Here is a 17,497-nt window from a genome sequence, read left to right as displayed (position 1 = left end):
GAGATGAATAACGAAAATCCTGCAGGAATCACGATGCCCGCAAATGATGCGGCAACCGCTGGCGATATTATTGCTCGCATTGGGCAACTGACGCGCATGTTGCGCGACAGTATGCGCGAGTTGGGGTTGGATCAGGCTATCGCGCAGGCGGCGGAAGCGATTCCTGATGCCCGAGATCGTCTGGACTATGTCGTCACCATGACCGCTCAGGCGGCTGAACGTGCCCTGAACTGTGTTGAAGCCGCCCAGCCGCGCCAGAACACACTGGAATCGGGCGCCAAAAAGCTCGATGCGCGTTGGGATCAATGGTTCGAAAACCCGATTGAACTGTCGGACGCCCGCGAACTGGTGTCTGATACCCGTAGTTATCTGAAAGAAGTGCCGGAACATACCAGCTTCACTAACGCACAGTTGCTTGAAATCATGATGGCGCAGGATTTCCAGGATCTGACCGGCCAAGTCATCAAACGCATGATGACCGTAGTGCAGGAGATTGAAAACCAACTGCTTATGGTACTGATGGAAAATATTCCTGAACAGAAAACCAAGAGCAAGGGTGAAAATGACGGTTTGCTCAATGGTCCGCAGCTTAAGGCTGAAGGGGTAGGCGTCGTCGCTTCACAAGAACAGGTTGATGATTTATTGGATTCATTGGGTTTTTAGTCCATTTTGCTTACTTTCTCCGTTTGCCCACTTTGGGTAAACGGAGAAAGTGGTTTACCCACCATTCCCTCATCACATGAATAACCCCCATTTATCCCCTTTGTTCCATCCATGACTCTTCACCAGCTTTGTCATGCTATGCGTGAAATTATGCCCGCAGAGCAGACAGGAACCCGCCGGTGGCTGAAGAAAGCGATGTCGAAAAAAGCGAAGCCCCCACATCCCATAAGCTTGAAAAAGCACGAGAAGAGGGGCAGATTCCGCGTTCGCGCGAACTGACGTCTATGCTGATGCTGGGCGCGGGTTTGTCGTTGCTGTGGATGTCCGGTGAATCGATGTCCCGCCAGTTGGCAGCGATGATTGCCCAAGGGTTAAACTTCGACCACGACATCATCAATAATGACCGCCAAATGTTGCAACAAATCGCCGCGCTATTGGAGCGCGCTGTGTGGGCGTTACTTCCGGTGGTCGGCGGGTTGATCCTGGTCGCGCTGGCGGCGCCTTTACTGCTAGGCGGGCTGAACTTCAGCGGTAAATCCTTCGCGCCGAAATTCAGTCGCATGGACCCCATTGCCGGGCTCAAGCGGATGTTCTCCGGACAGGTACTGGCCGAATTGTTGAAAGCCATTCTGAAGGCCACCATTGTCGGCTGGATATGCAGTTTATATCTATGGCATCACTGGCCTGAAATGATGCGGCTGATCGCCCAGCCGACTATTCCGGCGCTGGGCGAAGCACTGAGCATGATTGCATTTTGCGGGATGATGATTGTGCTGGGGTTGACGCCGATGGTCGCCTTCGATGTCTTCTGGCAGATCTGGACGCACATTAAGAAACTGCGCATGAGTAAGCAGGATATCCGCGACGAATTCAAAAGTCAGGAGGGGGATCCGCATGTTAAAGGGCGCATCCGTCAGCAACAACGCGCTATGGCCAGACGCCGCATGATGGCCGATGTACCAAAAGCAGACGTTATTGTTACTAACCCGACCCACTATGCGGTAGCGCTGCAGTACAGCGAAAATAAAATGAGTGCACCCAAAGTACTGGCAAAAGGGGCGGGAGAGGTTGCCCTGCGCATTAAAGCACTGGGTGCAGAACACAAAATTCCGATGCTGGAGGCCCCGCCTCTGGCTCGTGCGCTTTATCGTCATAGTGACATTGGCCAACAGATCCCCACTGCGCTTTATGCCGCGGTGGCAGAAGTGTTGGCGTGGGTTTATCAGTTGAAGCGCTGGAAGCGTGAAGGCGGATTGGCTCCGAAGAAACCTGAACATTTACCCGTGCCTGAAGCACTGGACTTTGCTGGAGAGATAGAAATAAATGGGTAATCTGGCTGCGCTGTTGCGCTTACCAAGTTTTAAAGACACACAGTGGCAGGTGCTGGCGGGGCCGATCCTGATTCTGATCATCTTGTCGATGATGGTGCTGCCGTTACCGCCGTTTCTCCTCGACCTGCTGTTTACCTTCAACATTGCGCTGTCGATTATGGTGTTGTTGGTGGCGATGTTCACTCAGCGTACCCTTGAATTTGCCGCGTTTCCGACGATTCTGCTCTTCTCCACCTTGTTGCGCCTGTCACTCAACGTTGCCTCGACCCGTATCATTCTGATGGAAGGCCATACCGGTTCAGCGGCTGCCGGGCGAGTGGTTGAAGCCTTTGGCCACTTCCTGGTTGGCGGCAATTTCGCCATCGGTATTGTGGTGTTTATCATACTGGTGCTGATCAATTTCATGGTTATCACCAAGGGTGCCGGTCGTATTGCTGAAGTGGGCGCGCGTTTTGTCCTCGACGGGATGCCAGGTAAACAAATGGCAATCGACGCGGATCTTAACGCCGGGCTGATTGGCGAAGAAGACGCGAAGCAACGCCGTTCTGAAGTGACCCAGGAAGCTGACTTTTACGGTTCGATGGATGGTGCCAGTAAATTTGTGCGCGGTGACGCCATTGCAGGCTTGATGATCATGATCATCAACGTCGTCGGCGGTTTGCTGGTCGGCGTACTCCAACACAATATGAGTGTCGGCCACGCCGCAGAGAGTTATACCCTGTTGACCATCGGTGATGGCCTGGTCGCGCAGATCCCAGCGCTGGTTATCTCCACCGCAGCGGGTGTTATTGTTACCCGCGTCGGTACCAATGAAGACGTTGGCGAGCAGATGGTTACCCAGCTGTTTCGTAATCCGCGCGTGATGATGTTGAGTGCGTGCGTGCTGGGTCTGCTCGGCATGGTGCCTGGCATGCCAAATTTCGTGTTCCTCTTGTTCACCGGTGGTCTGCTAGGACTGGCATGGTGGACTCGTGGTCAGCAACAAAAACCGGCCGTGGCCCAAGTGGCGGCTCCGATCGATACCGACAATAAACAGCTGGTCGAGGCCAGTTGGTCAGATGTGCAGTTGGAAGACTCACTGGGCATGGAAGTCGGATACCGTCTGATCCCGATGGTGGATTATGCACAGAATGGCGAACTGCTGGGGCGTATCCGCAGTATTCGTAAAAAATTCGCGCAGGAGATGGGCTATCTACCGCCGGTGATCCATATTCGTGACAACCTTGAACTGCCGCCAGCCGGCTACCGTATTATGATGAAGGGCGTGGAAATCGGTGCAGGTGAAGCGCATCCGGGCCGCTGGATGGCGATTAACCCTGGCAACGCAATAGGCGAATTGCCAGGCGATATCACTCAAGATCCGGCCTTCGGTCTGGCCGCCGTGTGGATTGAACCGGCATTACGGGAACAGGCTCAAATTCAGGGCTTTACCGTGGTTGAAGCCAGTACCGTGGTTGCTACCCATCTTAACCATCTAATAAGCTTACATGCCCAAGAGTTGTTCGGGCGTCAGGAGACGCAAGAGCTGCTTGACCGCGTCTCCAAAGAGCTGCCGAAGCTGACCGAAGACTTCGTGCCTGGCGTGGTGACGCTGACTATTCTGCATAAAGTGTTGCAGAATCTGCTTGCTGAAAAGATCTCGATTCGCGACATGCGCACGATCATCGAAACCCTGGCAGAACATGCGCCAAATCAGAGTGACCCGAACGAACTGACTTCCGTGGTGCGCGTGGCGCTTGGCCGAGCCATCACTCAACAGTGGTTCCCTGGCACCGGGGAAGTGCAGGTCATCGGGTTGGATACCGCGCTTGAGCGCCTGCTATTACAGGCATTACAAGGTGGCGGTGGACTGGAACCCGGGCTGGCGGAGCGTCTGTTGACCCAGGCTCAGACCGCATTACAGCGCCAGGAGATGAACGGTGCGCCACCGGTTCTGCTGGTTAATCACGCATTACGTGCGTTGCTCTCACGTTTCCTGCGCCGCTCACTGCCGCAGATTGCGGTGATGTCGAATCTGGAAATGAGCGACACACGTCAGATTCGCATGACCGCGACAATCGGAGGCGAATAAGCATGAACAAGGTTTGTGCAGGATTATTGATAGGCTGTTGTTCAACCTCGGTCTTTGCGGCTTCCGGCTCTTGGTCGGACAGTGGGCAGGGCGTGACCTTGCAAAACAGAGGCGTGATGCATTCCGCACCGGCGCTTAACCCGTCCTCCGGCTCCCCCGTCATGCAAACACCGTCGGCGACAATTGAATCGGTTAGCTGGAACTACCGTTTGTTCGGCCCGCAACCCGCGGGTTTACAGGTCAGATTGTGCAATACCAATAACCGCTGCGCTCAGTTGGATGCCGCAAGTGGCAGTACCCGCGCGTTTTACGGCCAGTCAGCACAAGCCCCTTTCCGGTTGGTATTCTATGTCGAAGGTAAAGGAAGATTGAACCCGCCGTTGCGCATCGTCAGCCAGCAGGTAATGGTGAATTATCGTTGAATAGCAACCGAGTGCGGAGGGATCAGACTGAGATCTTACGTATGGATTGCCCACTGACCGACGTCTGTCCATTAGGGCCGTACAATTTTTGCGTCTGGCTGGCATTGAGGATCGTCATCGCCTGGGTGTTGTAGTCGATCTGTTTTTCGAGCAGCATGCCGTTGTGGCGGTTAACATGACTGAGCTTTTCACTCAATTGCACCACAATTTTCCACATGTCGGCAATTTCTGACCGATGGATGCTTTGCAGATCTAAGTAGGGAGCCGCTTGCTTCAGCCTGACGTCATGTTCACGACGCTGTTTATCAAGATAATCGACGGTGGTCAGCAATGAACTTTTCTGCTCAGTGATGTGCTGCAAGGCCACCCCGTTGACACGCCCAGAACATAATAGAATCTGCTCATGATTGATAATCAAATCTAAGGCTTGCAACGTTTCAACCAACATATTCATGGTCTTGATAAAAGTCTTCATCGGGCTTCATGACCTTTCAATAAATTAAGTATCTTCCAACACCAGCACCTTCGTACTAGATGTTTTTCAGATAGTCCTGGGTGTCTTGCAATAACGCATCGGCGATTTTGCCGGTATCCATCGTCAGTTTGCCGTCGCGGATAGCCTGTTTCACTTCGTCCACACGGGCAGTATTAATATCTTGTGAGCTAGACTTCGTCAGCGTCGCTTGCGCGTCACTCAACGTCACCGCAGTACCGCTGGCCGGAGTTGCAACATGACTCTCTTTTTTAGCCGCTGGGGCGGCAACGTCTGAAGGGTCACGCTGTTTGATCGGGCTGATAGCCTGTGACGCCTGTGTACGTTCGATACTCATAGTATTTCTCCCAATAGGACGGATCTGTTGACTGATAACCCGCTTAGTCATACGAAAAATGCCGCTGGATAAGCCGCTGATACAAAGTTATCGTCATTTTACAGAAAAACTTTAGTCTTTATTGCGATGGTGGTGAGTGCTATTGGGATGCACATGACATCGGGTTTAAATTGCGATGCTCACCGTGCCATCTGCACTGACCGTACCGTTAACGATTTGACCGGACGGCATTCTGACCCGGACGGTTTCAGCGGCAGCGGCATTGTTCATGGCTTTACCGGCACTTGATACATTGAAACCACTGCCTGTTGCTTGCACCTGAACCTGCTGCCCGGCGCGCACCATCCACGGACGTCGTAACATTGATAATGTGAGCGGCTGTCCAATATTGATATTGCGCAGCGCAACTGCGTTCAGCGCCTGCTGGTTATCAAGGATAGCCCGTGGCGGCAATAAATCCAGCCTTCCACTTTTTTGTCGCATATCGGCCACACTAAGATGGGCACCGGAGGAGACATTCCTTGCGGCGACCCAATAGGTGCCGCTGACCTGTACTTTTGCTTGCACATAGCTTTTATGTCCGTTGCAGTTAACGGCAACGGACACATTACCCCAGCTGCGGGCATTCGGTGATAGCGAAAACTGCGGCGACAGACATTGTGGCTGGCGGGCCGCCGGGGTGGTGACAATGGTCTTCACCTGCATTGTGCTGCTGGCATATTGTTGGCGGAAAAACTGCTGAATCTGACCGGCAAACATCGTATCGCTATTGGATGACACGGCAACCGGTTGAACCGGCGCAGCTAGCGTTAGCGCAGGCACCAACCCAAGGCACAGCCCCAGTATCCGCCCACATTTCCCGATCCTCAGCTTGCTCATTTCGCTCCTCGCCCGTTAATACAAAGGTTGTGGATCTCCACTTCTGGCGACAAGTCTACCCGCAGTCCCCATTTCCCAATGCGACAAATAGCGGGGCATTTTGCGCTTATTCCCGCGATAGGTTGTTGACCGTGAGATTTATGCTGTCGGCTCCAAATTCCCATTTTGCGGAGGGCGCATGCTCGACAAATTGAACGCCGCACTACAGTTCCAACAGGAAGCGCTCAATTTGCGCGCCCAACGGCAGGAAATACTGTCGGCGAACATTGCTAACGCGGATACCCCAGGATTTCAGGCGCGGGATATCGATTTCGCCAGTCAGTTACAAAAAGTGATGGAAGCCGGACGTGCCAACGGCAGCGGAATGTCACTGGCGTTGACCAATGCGCATCATATTCCTGCTTCTACCCGCACGGGCCCGGATCTGGACCTGATGTACCGCATCCCCGATCAGCCGTCTATGGATGGAAACACGGTCGATATGGATCGTGAACGAACCAATTTCGCCGATAACAGTGTGCGATATCAGACCGACTTGACCGTCCTTGGTGGCCAGGTCAAAGGCATGATGTCGGTACTTCAAGGATAACCCGTATGTCGATGCTCAATATTTTTGATATCGCCGGATCGGCGCTCTCAGCCCAGTCGCAACGCATGAACGTCAGCGCCAGTAACATGGCCAACGCCGATAGCGTTACCGGCCCGGACGGTAAGCCGTATCGCGCGAAGCAAGTGGTGTTTCAGGTTAATGCTGCACCGGGACAGGAAACGGGTGGGGTGAAAGTAGCACAAGTGATTGATGACCCGGCTCCGATGCGCCTGGTGTATCAGCCCGGCAACCCGATGGCCGATGCCAAAGGTTACGTGGAAATGCCAAACGTGGATGTGGTCAGCGAAATGGTCAACACCATCTCGGCTTCCCGTAGTTATCAGGCCAACGTTGAAGTGTTGAATACCACCAAATCGTTGATGATGAAAACCCTGACACTGGGTCAATAACGGAGCGTCTTATGTCAGTTTTAAGCTCGATTAACGACACCGCCGACAACACCATTTCCACCACCGGTACGTCGACCACCACTTCCACCGCAGATGATCTGTCAAATAGCTTTCTGACGCTGCTGGTGGCGCAGTTGAAGAATCAGGACCCGACTAATCCGATGGACAACGCCCAGCTCACCAGTCAGTTGGCGCAGATTAATACCGTCAGCGGTATTGAAAAACTCAACACCACACTCGGCAGCATTTCCGGCCAGATCAACAGTAACCAGTCTGTACAGGCGACGTCGCTGATTGGTCATGGCGTGATGGTGGAGGGCAAAGCGATTCTGGTCGGCAGTTCTGATGGCAAGGTGAGTACCACGCCATTCGGTCTGGAGCTGGAACGTTCTGTGGATACCGCCAACGTCACCATCAGCGACGCGACTGGCAAAGTGGTGAAAACCATCAGCCTGGGTGCTCAGACGGCGGGTGTTCATAGTTATACCTGGGACGGTACGCAGGATGACGGCACTGCCGCACCGGATGGCAGCTATAGCTTCAATGTCAACGCGACCAATGGCGGTGAGCAGATGGTGGCCACGACGCTGAACTACGCGCTGGTCAATGGCGTCACCAACGACAGCTCCGGCGCACTGCTGGATCTCGGCGTGCGCGGCACCAGTACGTTGGCCAATGTAAGACAAATTTTGTAATCGCCTTCCGTGTCCACGCCTACGAAGGGCTGGGGCACAGAGCAGAACGAATGATTTCCCGAACCTTAACGCATTTGACTACATATAAAATACGGAGCAGACCATGAGCTTTTCCCAAGCAGTCAGCGGCCTGAACGCAGCATCGTCAAACCTGGATGTCATTGGTAATAACATTGCCAACTCCGCCACGTCTGGCTTTAAATCAGCGACCGCTTCTTTTGCCGATATGTTTGCCGGTTCACAAACCGGTATGGGCGTCAAAGTTGCCGCCATTACTCAGGACTTCAGTGACGGCACCACCACCACCACGAACCGTGGTCTGGATGTCGCATTGAGCGGTAACGGCTTCTTCCGCCTGACCGACGCCAGCGGCGGGGTATTTTACTCCCGTAACGGCCAACTCTCCCTCGATGAAAACCGCAATCTGGTGAACTCGCAGGGTCTGAGTCTGACCGGTTATCCGGCCACGGGGACACCACCGACTATCGCGCAGGGCGCGCAGCCAGTGGCGTTGAATATTCCCAACACTATGATGATCGCCAAAGCCTCAACTACGGCCACCATGGCCGCTAACCTGAACTCCACGGACAAGACGCCCACCACGGCGACGTTCAATAGTTCAGATCCCACCAGCTATAACTACGTCAATACCATTACGACCTATGACTCATTGGGTAATGCGCACGACAACAATATGTACTTTGTTAAGTCGGCCACGGTGGCGAACTCATGGGATGTTTACGCCCAGGACAGTAGCGTCGCGGGTTCTGCCGCGGGCAAAATCGGCAGCCTGAACTTCAGCACGAGCGGTATCTTAACCAGTACTGCTGATGCGGCTGGCGTCGTGAGCAACCCGGCGATCCCACTGACGCTGCCAATGGATACGGCCACCAACGGTGCAGCCACGCCACAAACGGTGGCACTCAGCTTCCAGGGCAGTATTCAGCAGAATACTGGCAGCAACAGCATCGGTACGCTGATGCAGGACGGCTATGCAGCAGGTCAGATGACCGGTTATCAGATCAACGATGACGGCACCATATCTGGTGTTTACTCCAACCAGCAAACCCAACTGCTGGGCCAGATCGTGTTGAGCAATTTCTCCAACCCTGAAGGTCTGAAATCCGAAGGCGACAATGTGTGGTCCTCCTCACAGTCTTCCGGTCAGCCGATCACTGGCGTGGCCGGTGCGGGGGGGTTTGGCAACATTACCAGTGGTGCGCTGGAAGCGTCGAACGTCGATTTGAGTAAGGAACTGGTCAACATGATTGTCGCCCAGCGTAACTACCAGGCGAATTCGCAAACCATCAAAACGCAGGACTCCATTCTCAACACGCTGGTCAACCTGCGTTAAACGTAGCAATGACAGACGGAACAGGAACGCACTATGGATCGCGCAATCTACACCGCAATGGGCGCCGCCAGCCAGACGCTCAACCAGCAGGCAGTTACCGCGAGTAATCTGGCGAATGCTTCAACGTCAGGTTTCCGCGCACAACTGATGGCTCTGCGTGCCGTGCCGGTGAACGGGCCAAGTCTCGAAACACGTACACTGGTGACGGCCTCAACGCCGGGCGCTGACATGACGCCGGGACAGCTTAACTACACCGGACGCCCGCTGGACGTGGCGCTGCAGCAGGATGGCTTTCTTGCGGTGCAGATGCCTGACGGTTCTGAAGCCTATACCCGTAACGGTGACATTCAGGTGTCGCCGACCAACCAGCTGACGATTCAGGGCAATCCGGTCATGGGCGATAACGGCCCGATCGAAGTGCCACCGAATGCGCAGTTGACCATCTCGTCTGATGGCACGATTGCAGTGCTCGAAGCGGGGGCGGATCCGAACACGATGGGCCAGCTCGGTAAGCTGAAATTGGTCAAGGCGGCAGGTAACGAAGTGGCGCGTGGTGATGATGGCATGTTTCGTCTGACCCCCGCGACGGCGCAGGCCAGGGGAAATGCCCTGCAAGCTGATCCGAGTATCCACGTGATGCCAGGCACGCTTGAAGGCAGCAACGTCAAACCTGTCGAGACCATGGTTGACATGATAGCCAACGCCCGCCGTTTCGAAATGCAGATGAAGGTCATCCACAGCGTGGATGAAAACGAGCAACGCGCCAATGCACTGCTGTCGTTGAGCTGATGACCGCAAAGGAGTAACAACATGATCCCATCACTATATATTGCGAAGACTGGCCTGGACGCGCAGCAAACCAACATGGACGTGATCGCCAACAACCTGGCGAACGTCAGTACTAACGGCTTTAAACGCCAGCGCGCGGTATTTGAAGATTTGCTGTACCAGACAATCCGCCAACCAGGTGCGCAGTCGTCTGAGCAGACCAATCTGCCGTCCGGCCTGCAAATCGGTACGGGTGTGCGTCCGGTGGCGACTGAACGTTTGCACTCGCAGGGCAACCTGTCACAGACCAACAACAGCAAAGATATTGCGATTAAAGGGCAGGGTTTCTTTCAGGTACAACTGCCTGATGGCACCACCGCTTATACCCGCGACGGTTCGTTCCAGGTTGACCAGAATGGTCAATTGGTCACGTCAAGCGGTTATCAGGTGATCCCGGCCATTACCATTCCGGCTAACGCCTTGTCCATCACCGTGGGCCGCGACGGTATCGTCAGCGTAACCCAACAGGGACAAACGGCGGCACAGCAGGTTGGGCAAATCACGCTGAGCACGTTCATTAACGACAGCGGTTTGGAATCGATGGGTGAAAACCTGTATCAGGAAACGCAAAGCTCCGGTGCGCCAACGGAAAGCACGCCGGGCCTCAACGGCGCAGGTTTGCTGTATCAGGGTTACGTTGAAACCTCGAACGTTAACGTGGCGGAAGAACTGGTCAATATGATCCAGACTCAGCGCGCTTACGAGATCAACAGTAAAGCCGTTTCGACTTCTGATCAGATGTTGCAGAAGCTGACCCAGTTGTAATCCCCGGTATTCTTCGCGCTGCTTCTGCGGTGGCTGCCTGCGTAAACGCCGGTCACTTATTGATACGAGCTACCGGGGGTGACGCCGTGGCCGCGTTGATGCAGCGAGAAGAATTGATGGGGTTTGTTATTGACTCAAGTGGGGTCATGCAGACCATTTAAGGTGCTATGCCCTCAGTAATAAATGTCGATATTTCGAAGACTAAGGCGATCTCTGTGGTGACCATGAAATTAACGTCGGTAAACAGCGCAGCCGCTCAACGGCCTGCTGTGTTGGTCGTGCCGCTTTTGGTAACTTTGTTGCTCAACGGTTGCGCGTATTTACCGCATAAACCGCTGGTAGAAGGCACAACGTCGGCACAACCGGCCCCCGCAGCGCCACCGGTTCCAAACGGCTCGATTTTCCAGTCCGTTCAGCCGATGAATTATGGCTATCAGCCTCTATTTGAAGATCGCCGACCACGCAATATCGGCGATACCCTGACCCTTGTGTTACAGGAAAACGTGAGCGCCAGCAAAAGCTCTTCCGCTAATGCCAGCCGCAATGGTTCCAGTAAATTTTCTGCCGCCGTGACGCCGCGCTATCTCGAAGGCTTATTTGGTAATGCCCGCGCTGACATGGACATGTCCGGCGACAACACCTTTGGTGGTAAAGGCGGTGCTGCGGCCAATAATACCTTCAGCGGCACATTGACCGTGACGGTCAGCGAAGTGCTGGCGAACGGTAACCTACGCGTCGTGGGTGAGAAACAGATCGAAATCAATCAGGGCACTGAATTTATCCGCTTCTCCGGCGTAGTCAATCCGCGCACCATCAGCGGATCCAACTCGGTGGTGTCAACGCAGGTGGCCGACGCCCGTATCGAATATGTGGGTAACGGCTACATCAATGAAGCGCAGAACATGGGCTGGTTGCAGCGGTTCTTCCTTAATCTCTCGCCGTACTAAGAGGCAAACATGCGAAAATTTAGTACCGCGCTATTGTGCATAACGCTATCAGCTTTCGTCGCGCTGCCGGCTTTCGCCGAACGTATCCGTGACCTTGCCAGCGTGCAAGGTGTGCGTGATAACGCCCTGATCGGCTACGGGCTGGTGGTGGGGCTGGACGGTTCCGGTGACCAGACCACCCAAACGCCGTTCACGACCCAAACACTGACCAACATGTTGTCCCAGTTGGGGATCACGGTGCCTGCTGGCACCAACATGCAGTTGAAAAACGTTGCGGCGGTGATGGTCACGGCAAAAATGCCGCCGTTCTCCAAAAGCGGCCAGACCATCGATGTGGTGGTTTCTTCTATGGGTAACGCCAAAAGCATTCGTGGCGGCACATTGCTGATGACTCCACTCAAAGGCGTGGACAATCAGGTTTACGCGCTGGCGCAGGGTAACGTACTGGTGGGTGGGGCAGGCGCATCGTCTGGCGGTAGCAGTGTCACCGTCAACCAACTCTCCGGCGGACGCATCACTGCGGGCGCGACCATTGAACGTGAATTGCCAAACACCTTCGGTGCTGAAGGCGTGATCAATCTGGTACTCAATGACGAAGATTTCAATTTGGCGCAGCAGGTCAGCGATGCGATTAACCGCCAGGGCGGCCTGGGTTCCGCCAGTGCGTTGGATGCGCGCAATATTCGGGTGATGGTGCCGCGCGGCAATAGCTCGCAGGTCCGTGTATTGGCTCAAATCCAAAATGTTGAAGTCAATGTCGGTCCGATGGATGCCAAAGTGATCATCAACTCGCGCACCGGCTCCGTGGTCATGAACCGCGATGTTACGCTTGATTCTTGTGCTGTGGCACAGGGGAATCTTTCCGTAGTCGTTGACCGTCAGAATGAAGTCAGCCAGCCGAACACGCCATTGGGTGGCGGTCAGACCGTGGTGACACCCAACACCAACATTTCCGTTCGTCAGTCTGGTGGCGCACTGCAACAAGTGCGGTCCAGCGCCAGCCTGAATAATGTGGTGCGCACACTGAACGCGTTGGGTGCGACACCCATCGATCTGATGTCTATCTTGCAGGCGATGAAAACCGCTGGCTGTTTACGTGCTGATTTGGAAATCATCTAATGAGCGATTTGATGTCGATGTCTGGGGCGGCGTATGAAACGCAGTCGCTGAATACACTGAAGCTGGCGGTACAGAAAGATCCGCAGGCACATATTGCGGAAGTCGCTAAGCAGTTCGAGGGCGTCTTCGTGCAGATGATGCTTAAAAGCATGCGTTCAGCCTTACCGCAGGATGGCCTGCTCAGCAGCGATCAGACCCGGCTTTATACATCGATGTACGATCAGCAAATTGCCCAGAACATGTCAGCCAAAGGACTTGGTATGGCTGAAATGATGGTCAAACAGATGACCGGCGGTAACCCGGAACCCTCTGAAATGGCCGGGACAGTCCCGATGGCGCTGGATAAAGAGGTGCTGAACACGATGCCGGTGCTGGCCATGGAACAGATGATCCGCAAAGCCATTCCCAATGCGCCAGACCGAACCTCCGGCGGCGCGCCACTGGGGCAGGACAGTGGGCAGTTTGTGTCGCGTCTGAGTGTTCCGGCGCAGGTCGCCAGCAAAGAGAGTGGTATCTCTCACCAGCTGATTTTGGCGCAGGCGGCGCTGGAGTCAGGCTGGGGGCAGCGAGAGATCCCCACTACGAATGGCAAACAGAGTTACAACCTCTTTGGTATCAAAGCCGGCAGCAGTTGGGATGGGCCAACCACCAATATCACGACCACGGAATACACCGATGGCGTGGCAAAAAAAGTACAGGCCAGTTTCCGCGTCTATGGTTCTTACGTCGAGGCCATTGGCGACTACGTGAAACTGCTGACCAACAACCCGCGCTATGCCCAGGTCATGGCTGCAGCAACGCCTGAACAGGCCGCTCATGCCTTACAGGCTGCGGGTTATGCCACTGATCCGAACTATGCCGACAAGCTGGTCAGCGTCATTCAGAAAATCAAAGGGGCAGGCCACCAAGCGGTAAAAGCTTACAGCACAGATTTGAGTAAGATTTTCTGACAATCAACCCTCAAGTTCCGTCAGCCGACGCCGATAACACTTCTAGTTTAGAAATAAATAGCCGTTTAAAGACCTGTAGGGGAATAGGGAGTGCTCCCGATTTTCACAACACTTAAATCTATAAAAACGTCAGCCGGCGTCACTTTGGGATAAAAAAATTATGTCCAACAGCTTGATCAATACCGCAATGAGCGGGCTGAATGCGGCGCAGGCTGCGCTCAGTACGGTCAGTAATAACATCGCCAACGTCAGCGTGGCCGGTTATAACCGCCAGACGGCAATCATTGCCCAGAGCAATGGGACGAGTACGGCGGCAGGCTACATCGGTAACGGCGTCAACGTCAGCAGTGTTAATCGCGAATATAATGCCTTTATTGTCAATCAGTTAATGAGTGCCAGCACCGTTAATAGCGCGCTGACTACGCAGTCCTCGCAGGCCGGTCAGATTGACAATCTGTTGTCAGACACGACGACCAGCCTGGCGACTACCATGCAGAAATTTTTCACCGGCCTGCAAACGCTGACCAGTAACTCAGGCGACAGCGCCGCGCGCCAGGCGGTACTCGGACAAGCACAGGGTATGACCGCTCAATTTAACAGTTCAGCAAAATATCTGGCCGATATGAGCAGCGGTGTGAATCAGCAGATCACTGATAACGTTAATCAGGTCAACAACTTTGCGGCGCAGATTGCTAAGCTCAATACCCAAATTACGACCACTCGGGGTAGCACGGGTCAGGAACCTAACGCGCTTCTCGACCAGCGTGATCAGATGGTCAGCCAGCTCAACGATATCGTGGGCGTCACGGTTACCCAGCAGGATGGCGATGCGTATAACGTCTCTTTTGCCAACGGCGTGCCGTTAGTTCAAGGTTCCAACACCCGCACTATCGTGGCTATCGCCTCCAGCGCGGACACCAGTAAACTGACCGTAGGGGTGACTCAGCCGGACGGCACTGTATCGGAGATCGCTGAAAGCCGTATCACAACGGGAGCGCTAGGCGGAGTACTGCAGTTTCGTAAAGACAACCTCGAACCCGCGATTAACCAATTAGGGCAGTTGGCACTCTCGTTGGGCGACAGCTTCAACACCGTCAACAAAGGTGGCTTCGATATGAACAGCGAGGCGGGAGGCGATTTCTTCAGCTTCAATCAGCCAGCGACCGTGTCGAATACTAAAAACACCGGCTCAGCAGTGCTTAGCACTACGTTCAGTGATGTATCAGCGGTGAAAGCCAGCGATTACGTGGTGTCTTATGATGGCACGGCCTGGAGCGCGACCCGCTCGTCAGACGGTACAAAAATCACGCCAACGGCGGGGACGGATGCCTCAGGCAACCCAACCCTGGCATTTGACGGCCTGGAAGTCTCAGTGACAGGAACAGCGAACGCCAAAGACAGCTTCACGGTGAAAACCGTCAGTGGCGTAGCTGGCAGCCTGAATCTGGCGATCACCGACTCGTCTAAAATTGCGGCCGCCAGTGAATTGGATCCCACTACCGGCCTCGCCGGCGCCAGTGATAACCGTAATGCACAGAAACTGCTCGACTTACAAAACGCCAAGCTGGTTGAAGGTAAATCGACACTCTCAGGGGCTTACGCCAGTCTGGTGAGTAACGTCGGTAATCAGGTGTCGACGCTGAAAACCAACAATACCGCACAGACCAACATCGTGACGCAACTGAGTGCGCAACAGCAGTCAATTTCCGGTGTGAATACCGATGAAGAGTACGGCGATTTGCAGCGCTACCAGCAATATTATCTGGCTAACGCGCAGGTGATTCAGACGGCGTCTACCATTTTCGACGCGATCATCAACATCCGTTAATTAAACACTTTGATGCGATAAGGAACTGATGTCATGCGCCTTAGTACAAATTTGATTTACCAGCAAAACATGGACAGCGTCATGAATGCGCAATCGCGCTGGCAGGATACCAGCGTGCAGCTTTCAACCGGTCTGAAGGTGAATAAACCTTCCGATGACCCGTTGGCCGCCTCGCAGGCAGTGATGGTTAAGCAGTCACAGGCTGAGAACGAACAGTATGGTGTTGCCCGCACGTTTGCCACGCAAAGCATGAGTCAGGAAGAGTCAATTCTGCAAAATGTGACCTCGAGTATTCAGGATGCGCAAACACTGATTGTTCAGGCCGGTGACGGTACGCTGAGCAACGATGACCGTAACTCATTGGCGACCAAGTTACAGGGTATTAAAGATCAGATACTCAACCTGGCCAACAGCACCGATGGTAATGGCCGCTATATTTTTGCCGGTTATAAAAGTGATAAACCGCCGTTTACCTCCGACGCTACTACCGGTGCAGTGACCTACAACGGCGGCACAGAATCTATTTCTCAACAAGTCGATGCCAGCCGCACCATGGTTATCAACCATACCGGTTCGCAGGTATTTGATGCGTTGACGGGTGATGCGGTAAAAGAGCCGGACGGTACAACAGGAGAGTCTGACCTGTTTAAGACCATTGATACCGCATTGACGGCGTTGAAAACGGCGAAAGAAGATTTCCCTAACGATACCGATTACACCGACGCGATTGATAAAACCAACCGTGGCCTGCGTAATTCGCTCAACAACGTACTTTCTGTGCGTTCCGAGTTGGGGACTCAACTGAGTGAACTCGATAAACTGGACTCGCTGGGGGATGACCGCACGTTGACCAACAGCAGCAAACTCAGCTCGCTGGTCGATGCCGACTGGACTGCGGTCATTTCACAATATTCTTTGCAGCAGGTTGCATTGCAGGCATCGTACAAAACCTTCAGTAACATGCAGGGCATGTCACTCTTCAAGATGAACTCATAATCCTTTCATACTGACCTGCTTTGACCGACGGAGGCGAAATGCCTCCGTTTGGACACGCTTTTCTGAGTATGCTTGAACCGGGTACGCTCAGTTTTGTATGTCACTCTGTTTACCTAATAGCCGGGTGACATACGCCTTTTTGCGACAACCCGTTAACACCTTTTGTTGCGCCAATCAGCGTACAACATAGCCGATTTTCTACCTCATTGATCCTGCCTGTCACTGATCGCCTTATTATTTCCCGCAGCGCGCCTCAATAATAAATCTTTAGTCAACATTCAGGTGGTATTGCGGCGTAATGACCGGCAAAGGCTATTGATAAACCAGAAAAATATTTTGATATGGGTTATCGAGAGGAAGAATACACGGATTAAGAATAAATTTATTCATTGATGCTTTATTAACCTATATCAAGAAGCTATTGTATTTAAAGCTAGATATTCTGTGTTTACCTACAGCAACGAGGTCGTATGCACAGTTCTAAAATCAAGACATTCGCTATGCTCTTTATGTTTGCTCTTATGTCATTACCTGTGTCTGCTAAGCCAATAAAAACATCTGATGGCGCAATAAAACAATCTATTATCAACGAGTCTATAGAAAGTTATCCAGGAAACTGTCCTTGCCCGTACAATTCAGCAAGAAATGGCAGTCGTTGTGGCAAAAGAAGTGCCTGGAGTCGTGCTGGAGGATATAGCCCAATTTGCTATAAAGATGAGGTGACCCAAGAAATGATCAATAAATGGAAAGGAACACACTAATTAATAGCGATCGATTATTAAAACTTATAGAACAAGCCAGATTACTAATCTGGCTTGTT

Annotated in this window: 19 protein-coding genes; 16 read left to right on the top strand and 3 right to left on the bottom strand. The window is 53.4% G+C overall.

Annotation, left to right across the window (positions count from 1 at the left end; translation table 11 throughout):
* The first annotated feature begins 33 nt into the window (after positions 1 to 33).
* The 4 genes from cheZ to IEV89_RS03370 all read left to right on the top strand — a co-directional run bounded on the left by cheZ (position 34) and on the right by IEV89_RS03370 (position 4,487).
* Positions 34 to 663 carry a protein phosphatase CheZ gene (gene cheZ, locus IEV89_RS03385; protein WP_188471299.1) on the top strand — a complete coding sequence of 210 codons (630 nt, stop codon included), beginning with the start codon at positions 34 to 36 and terminating at the stop codon, positions 661 to 663.
* Between the two features lie 179 nt (positions 664 to 842).
* Positions 843 to 1,994, top strand: coding sequence for a flagellar biosynthesis protein FlhB (gene flhB / locus IEV89_RS03380; protein ID WP_188470456.1), 1,152 nt, complete (start codon positions 843 to 845; stop codon positions 1,992 to 1,994).
* Positions 1,987 to 4,065 carry a flagellar biosynthesis protein FlhA gene (flhA, locus tag IEV89_RS03375; protein ID WP_188470454.1) on the top strand — a complete coding sequence of 693 codons (2,079 nt, stop codon included), beginning with the start codon at positions 1,987 to 1,989 and terminating at the stop codon, positions 4,063 to 4,065. Before flhB ends, flhA begins: the two co-directional genes overlap by 8 nt.
* 2 nt (positions 4,066 to 4,067) lie before the next feature.
* A complete protein-coding gene (locus IEV89_RS03370) occupies positions 4,068 to 4,487 on the top strand; it encodes a flagellar protein FlhE (RefSeq protein ID WP_188470453.1) in 420 nt (139 codons plus the stop codon).
* Positions 4,488 to 4,509: 22 nt separating this feature from the next.
* Here the strand turns inward: IEV89_RS03370 and IEV89_RS03365 are convergent, their stop codons facing one another.
* From IEV89_RS03365 to flgA, 3 genes are all read right to left on the bottom strand, one after another.
* Positions 4,510 to 4,962, bottom strand: coding sequence for a flagella synthesis protein FlgN (locus tag IEV89_RS03365; RefSeq protein WP_188470451.1), 453 nt, complete (start codon positions 4,960 to 4,962; stop codon positions 4,510 to 4,512).
* Between the two features lie 55 nt (positions 4,963 to 5,017).
* Positions 5,018 to 5,317, bottom strand: coding sequence for a flagellar biosynthesis anti-sigma factor FlgM (gene flgM / locus IEV89_RS03360; RefSeq protein WP_188470449.1), 300 nt, complete (start codon positions 5,315 to 5,317; stop codon positions 5,018 to 5,020).
* A gap of 165 nt (positions 5,318 to 5,482) precedes the next feature.
* Entirely contained in the window at positions 5,483 to 6,196 is a 714-nt protein-coding gene (flgA, locus tag IEV89_RS03355; protein ID WP_188470447.1) for a flagellar basal body P-ring formation chaperone FlgA, read from the bottom strand.
* Positions 6,197 to 6,374: 178 nt separating this feature from the next.
* On the opposite strand from flgA, the gene flgB reads away from it, so the two are divergent.
* The 12 genes from flgB to IEV89_RS03295 all read left to right on the top strand — a co-directional run bounded on the left by flgB (position 6,375) and on the right by IEV89_RS03295 (position 17,438).
* The gene (gene flgB / locus IEV89_RS03350; RefSeq protein WP_188470445.1) at positions 6,375 to 6,785 is read left to right on the top strand and encodes a flagellar basal body rod protein FlgB; all 411 of its coding nucleotides are present in this window, start codon (positions 6,375 to 6,377) and stop codon (positions 6,783 to 6,785) included.
* A gap of 5 nt (positions 6,786 to 6,790) precedes the next feature.
* Complete coding sequence (gene flgC, locus IEV89_RS03345; RefSeq protein WP_188470444.1) at positions 6,791 to 7,195, top strand: flagellar basal body rod protein FlgC; 405 nt, start codon at positions 6,791 to 6,793, stop codon at positions 7,193 to 7,195.
* A gap of 11 nt (positions 7,196 to 7,206) precedes the next feature.
* Positions 7,207 to 7,890 carry a flagellar hook assembly protein FlgD gene (gene flgD / locus IEV89_RS03340; protein ID WP_188470442.1) on the top strand — a complete coding sequence of 228 codons (684 nt, stop codon included), beginning with the start codon at positions 7,207 to 7,209 and terminating at the stop codon, positions 7,888 to 7,890.
* A gap of 103 nt (positions 7,891 to 7,993) precedes the next feature.
* Entirely contained in the window at positions 7,994 to 9,244 is a 1,251-nt protein-coding gene (flgE, locus tag IEV89_RS03335) for a flagellar hook protein FlgE (RefSeq protein ID WP_188470440.1), read from the top strand.
* Between the two features lie 33 nt (positions 9,245 to 9,277).
* Positions 9,278 to 10,033 carry a flagellar basal body rod protein FlgF gene (locus tag IEV89_RS03330; RefSeq protein ID WP_188470438.1) on the top strand — a complete coding sequence of 252 codons (756 nt, stop codon included), beginning with the start codon at positions 9,278 to 9,280 and terminating at the stop codon, positions 10,031 to 10,033.
* Between the two features lie 21 nt (positions 10,034 to 10,054).
* Positions 10,055 to 10,837: a flagellar basal-body rod protein FlgG gene (flgG, locus tag IEV89_RS03325; protein WP_188470436.1), complete on the top strand. Its 783-nt coding sequence runs from the start codon at positions 10,055 to 10,057 to the stop codon at positions 10,835 to 10,837.
* Between the two features lie 224 nt (positions 10,838 to 11,061).
* Positions 11,062 to 11,784 carry a flagellar basal body L-ring protein FlgH gene (locus tag IEV89_RS03320; protein WP_188471297.1) on the top strand — a complete coding sequence of 241 codons (723 nt, stop codon included), beginning with the start codon at positions 11,062 to 11,064 and terminating at the stop codon, positions 11,782 to 11,784.
* 9 nt (positions 11,785 to 11,793) lie between these two features.
* Complete coding sequence (locus tag IEV89_RS03315; protein ID WP_188470434.1) at positions 11,794 to 12,903, top strand: flagellar basal body P-ring protein FlgI; 1,110 nt, start codon at positions 11,794 to 11,796, stop codon at positions 12,901 to 12,903.
* Positions 12,903 to 13,853, top strand: a complete 951-nt coding sequence (gene flgJ, locus IEV89_RS03310; protein ID WP_188470432.1) for a flagellar assembly peptidoglycan hydrolase FlgJ — start codon at positions 12,903 to 12,905, stop codon at positions 13,851 to 13,853. The genes IEV89_RS03315 and flgJ overlap by 1 nt, the downstream gene beginning before the upstream one ends.
* Before the next feature lie 160 nt (positions 13,854 to 14,013).
* On the top strand, positions 14,014 to 15,681 hold the full coding sequence (gene flgK / locus IEV89_RS03305; RefSeq protein WP_188470430.1) for a flagellar hook-associated protein FlgK: 1,668 nt from the start codon (positions 14,014 to 14,016) through the stop codon (positions 15,679 to 15,681).
* 33 nt (positions 15,682 to 15,714) lie between these two features.
* Positions 15,715 to 16,677, top strand: a complete 963-nt coding sequence (gene flgL, locus IEV89_RS03300; RefSeq protein ID WP_188470428.1) for a flagellar hook-associated protein FlgL — start codon at positions 15,715 to 15,717, stop codon at positions 16,675 to 16,677.
* Positions 16,678 to 17,177: 500 nt separating this feature from the next.
* The gene (locus tag IEV89_RS03295; protein ID WP_373283351.1) at positions 17,178 to 17,438 is read left to right on the top strand and encodes a hypothetical protein; all 261 of its coding nucleotides are present in this window, start codon (positions 17,178 to 17,180) and stop codon (positions 17,436 to 17,438) included.
* The last annotated feature ends 59 nt before the right edge of the window (positions 17,439 to 17,497 follow it).

The sequence above is a fragment of the Hafnia psychrotolerans genome, assembly GCF_014639435.1.
In the GTDB taxonomy this organism is placed as follows: domain Bacteria; phylum Pseudomonadota; class Gammaproteobacteria; order Enterobacterales; family Enterobacteriaceae; genus Ewingella; species Ewingella psychrotolerans.
Note: the sequence above shows the minus strand (reverse complement) of the source record. Positions and strands in the feature narration are given on the sequence as shown.

Excerpts from the sequence above, each read along its gene's own strand:
- flgB (WP_188470445.1), top strand. The coding sequence starts at position 6,375 with ATGCTCGACAAATTGAACGCCGCACTACAGTTCCAACAGGAAGCGCTC.
- flgK (WP_188470430.1), top strand. The coding sequence starts at position 14,014 with ATGTCCAACAGCTTGATCAATACCGCAATGAGCGGGCTGAATGCGGCG.
- IEV89_RS03320 (WP_188471297.1), top strand. The coding sequence starts at position 11,062 with ATGAAATTAACGTCGGTAAACAGCGCAGCCGCTCAACGGCCTGCTGTG.
- flgE (WP_188470440.1), top strand. The coding sequence starts at position 7,994 with ATGAGCTTTTCCCAAGCAGTCAGCGGCCTGAACGCAGCATCGTCAAAC.
- flgD (WP_188470442.1), top strand. The coding sequence starts at position 7,207 with ATGTCAGTTTTAAGCTCGATTAACGACACCGCCGACAACACCATTTCC.
- IEV89_RS03295 (WP_373283351.1), top strand. The coding sequence starts at position 17,178 with ATGCTCTTTATGTTTGCTCTTATGTCATTACCTGTGTCTGCTAAGCCA.
- flhA (WP_188470454.1), top strand. The coding sequence starts at position 1,987 with ATGGGTAATCTGGCTGCGCTGTTGCGCTTACCAAGTTTTAAAGACACA.
- IEV89_RS03330 (WP_188470438.1), top strand. The coding sequence starts at position 9,278 with ATGGATCGCGCAATCTACACCGCAATGGGCGCCGCCAGCCAGACGCTC.
- flgG (WP_188470436.1), top strand. The coding sequence starts at position 10,055 with ATGATCCCATCACTATATATTGCGAAGACTGGCCTGGACGCGCAGCAA.
- IEV89_RS03365 (WP_188470451.1), bottom strand. The coding sequence starts at position 4,962 with ATGAAGACTTTTATCAAGACCATGAATATGTTGGTTGAAACGTTGCAA.
- flgC (WP_188470444.1), top strand. The coding sequence starts at position 6,791 with ATGTCGATGCTCAATATTTTTGATATCGCCGGATCGGCGCTCTCAGCC.
- flgL (WP_188470428.1), top strand. The coding sequence starts at position 15,715 with ATGCGCCTTAGTACAAATTTGATTTACCAGCAAAACATGGACAGCGTC.
- cheZ (WP_188471299.1), top strand. The coding sequence starts at position 34 with ATGCCCGCAAATGATGCGGCAACCGCTGGCGATATTATTGCTCGCATT.
- flgJ (WP_188470432.1), top strand. The coding sequence starts at position 12,903 with ATGAGCGATTTGATGTCGATGTCTGGGGCGGCGTATGAAACGCAGTCG.
- flgM (WP_188470449.1), bottom strand. The coding sequence starts at position 5,317 with ATGAGTATCGAACGTACACAGGCGTCACAGGCTATCAGCCCGATCAAA.
- flgA (WP_188470447.1), bottom strand. The coding sequence starts at position 6,196 with ATGAGCAAGCTGAGGATCGGGAAATGTGGGCGGATACTGGGGCTGTGC.
- IEV89_RS03315 (WP_188470434.1), top strand. The coding sequence starts at position 11,794 with ATGCGAAAATTTAGTACCGCGCTATTGTGCATAACGCTATCAGCTTTC.
- IEV89_RS03370 (WP_188470453.1), top strand. The coding sequence starts at position 4,068 with ATGAACAAGGTTTGTGCAGGATTATTGATAGGCTGTTGTTCAACCTCG.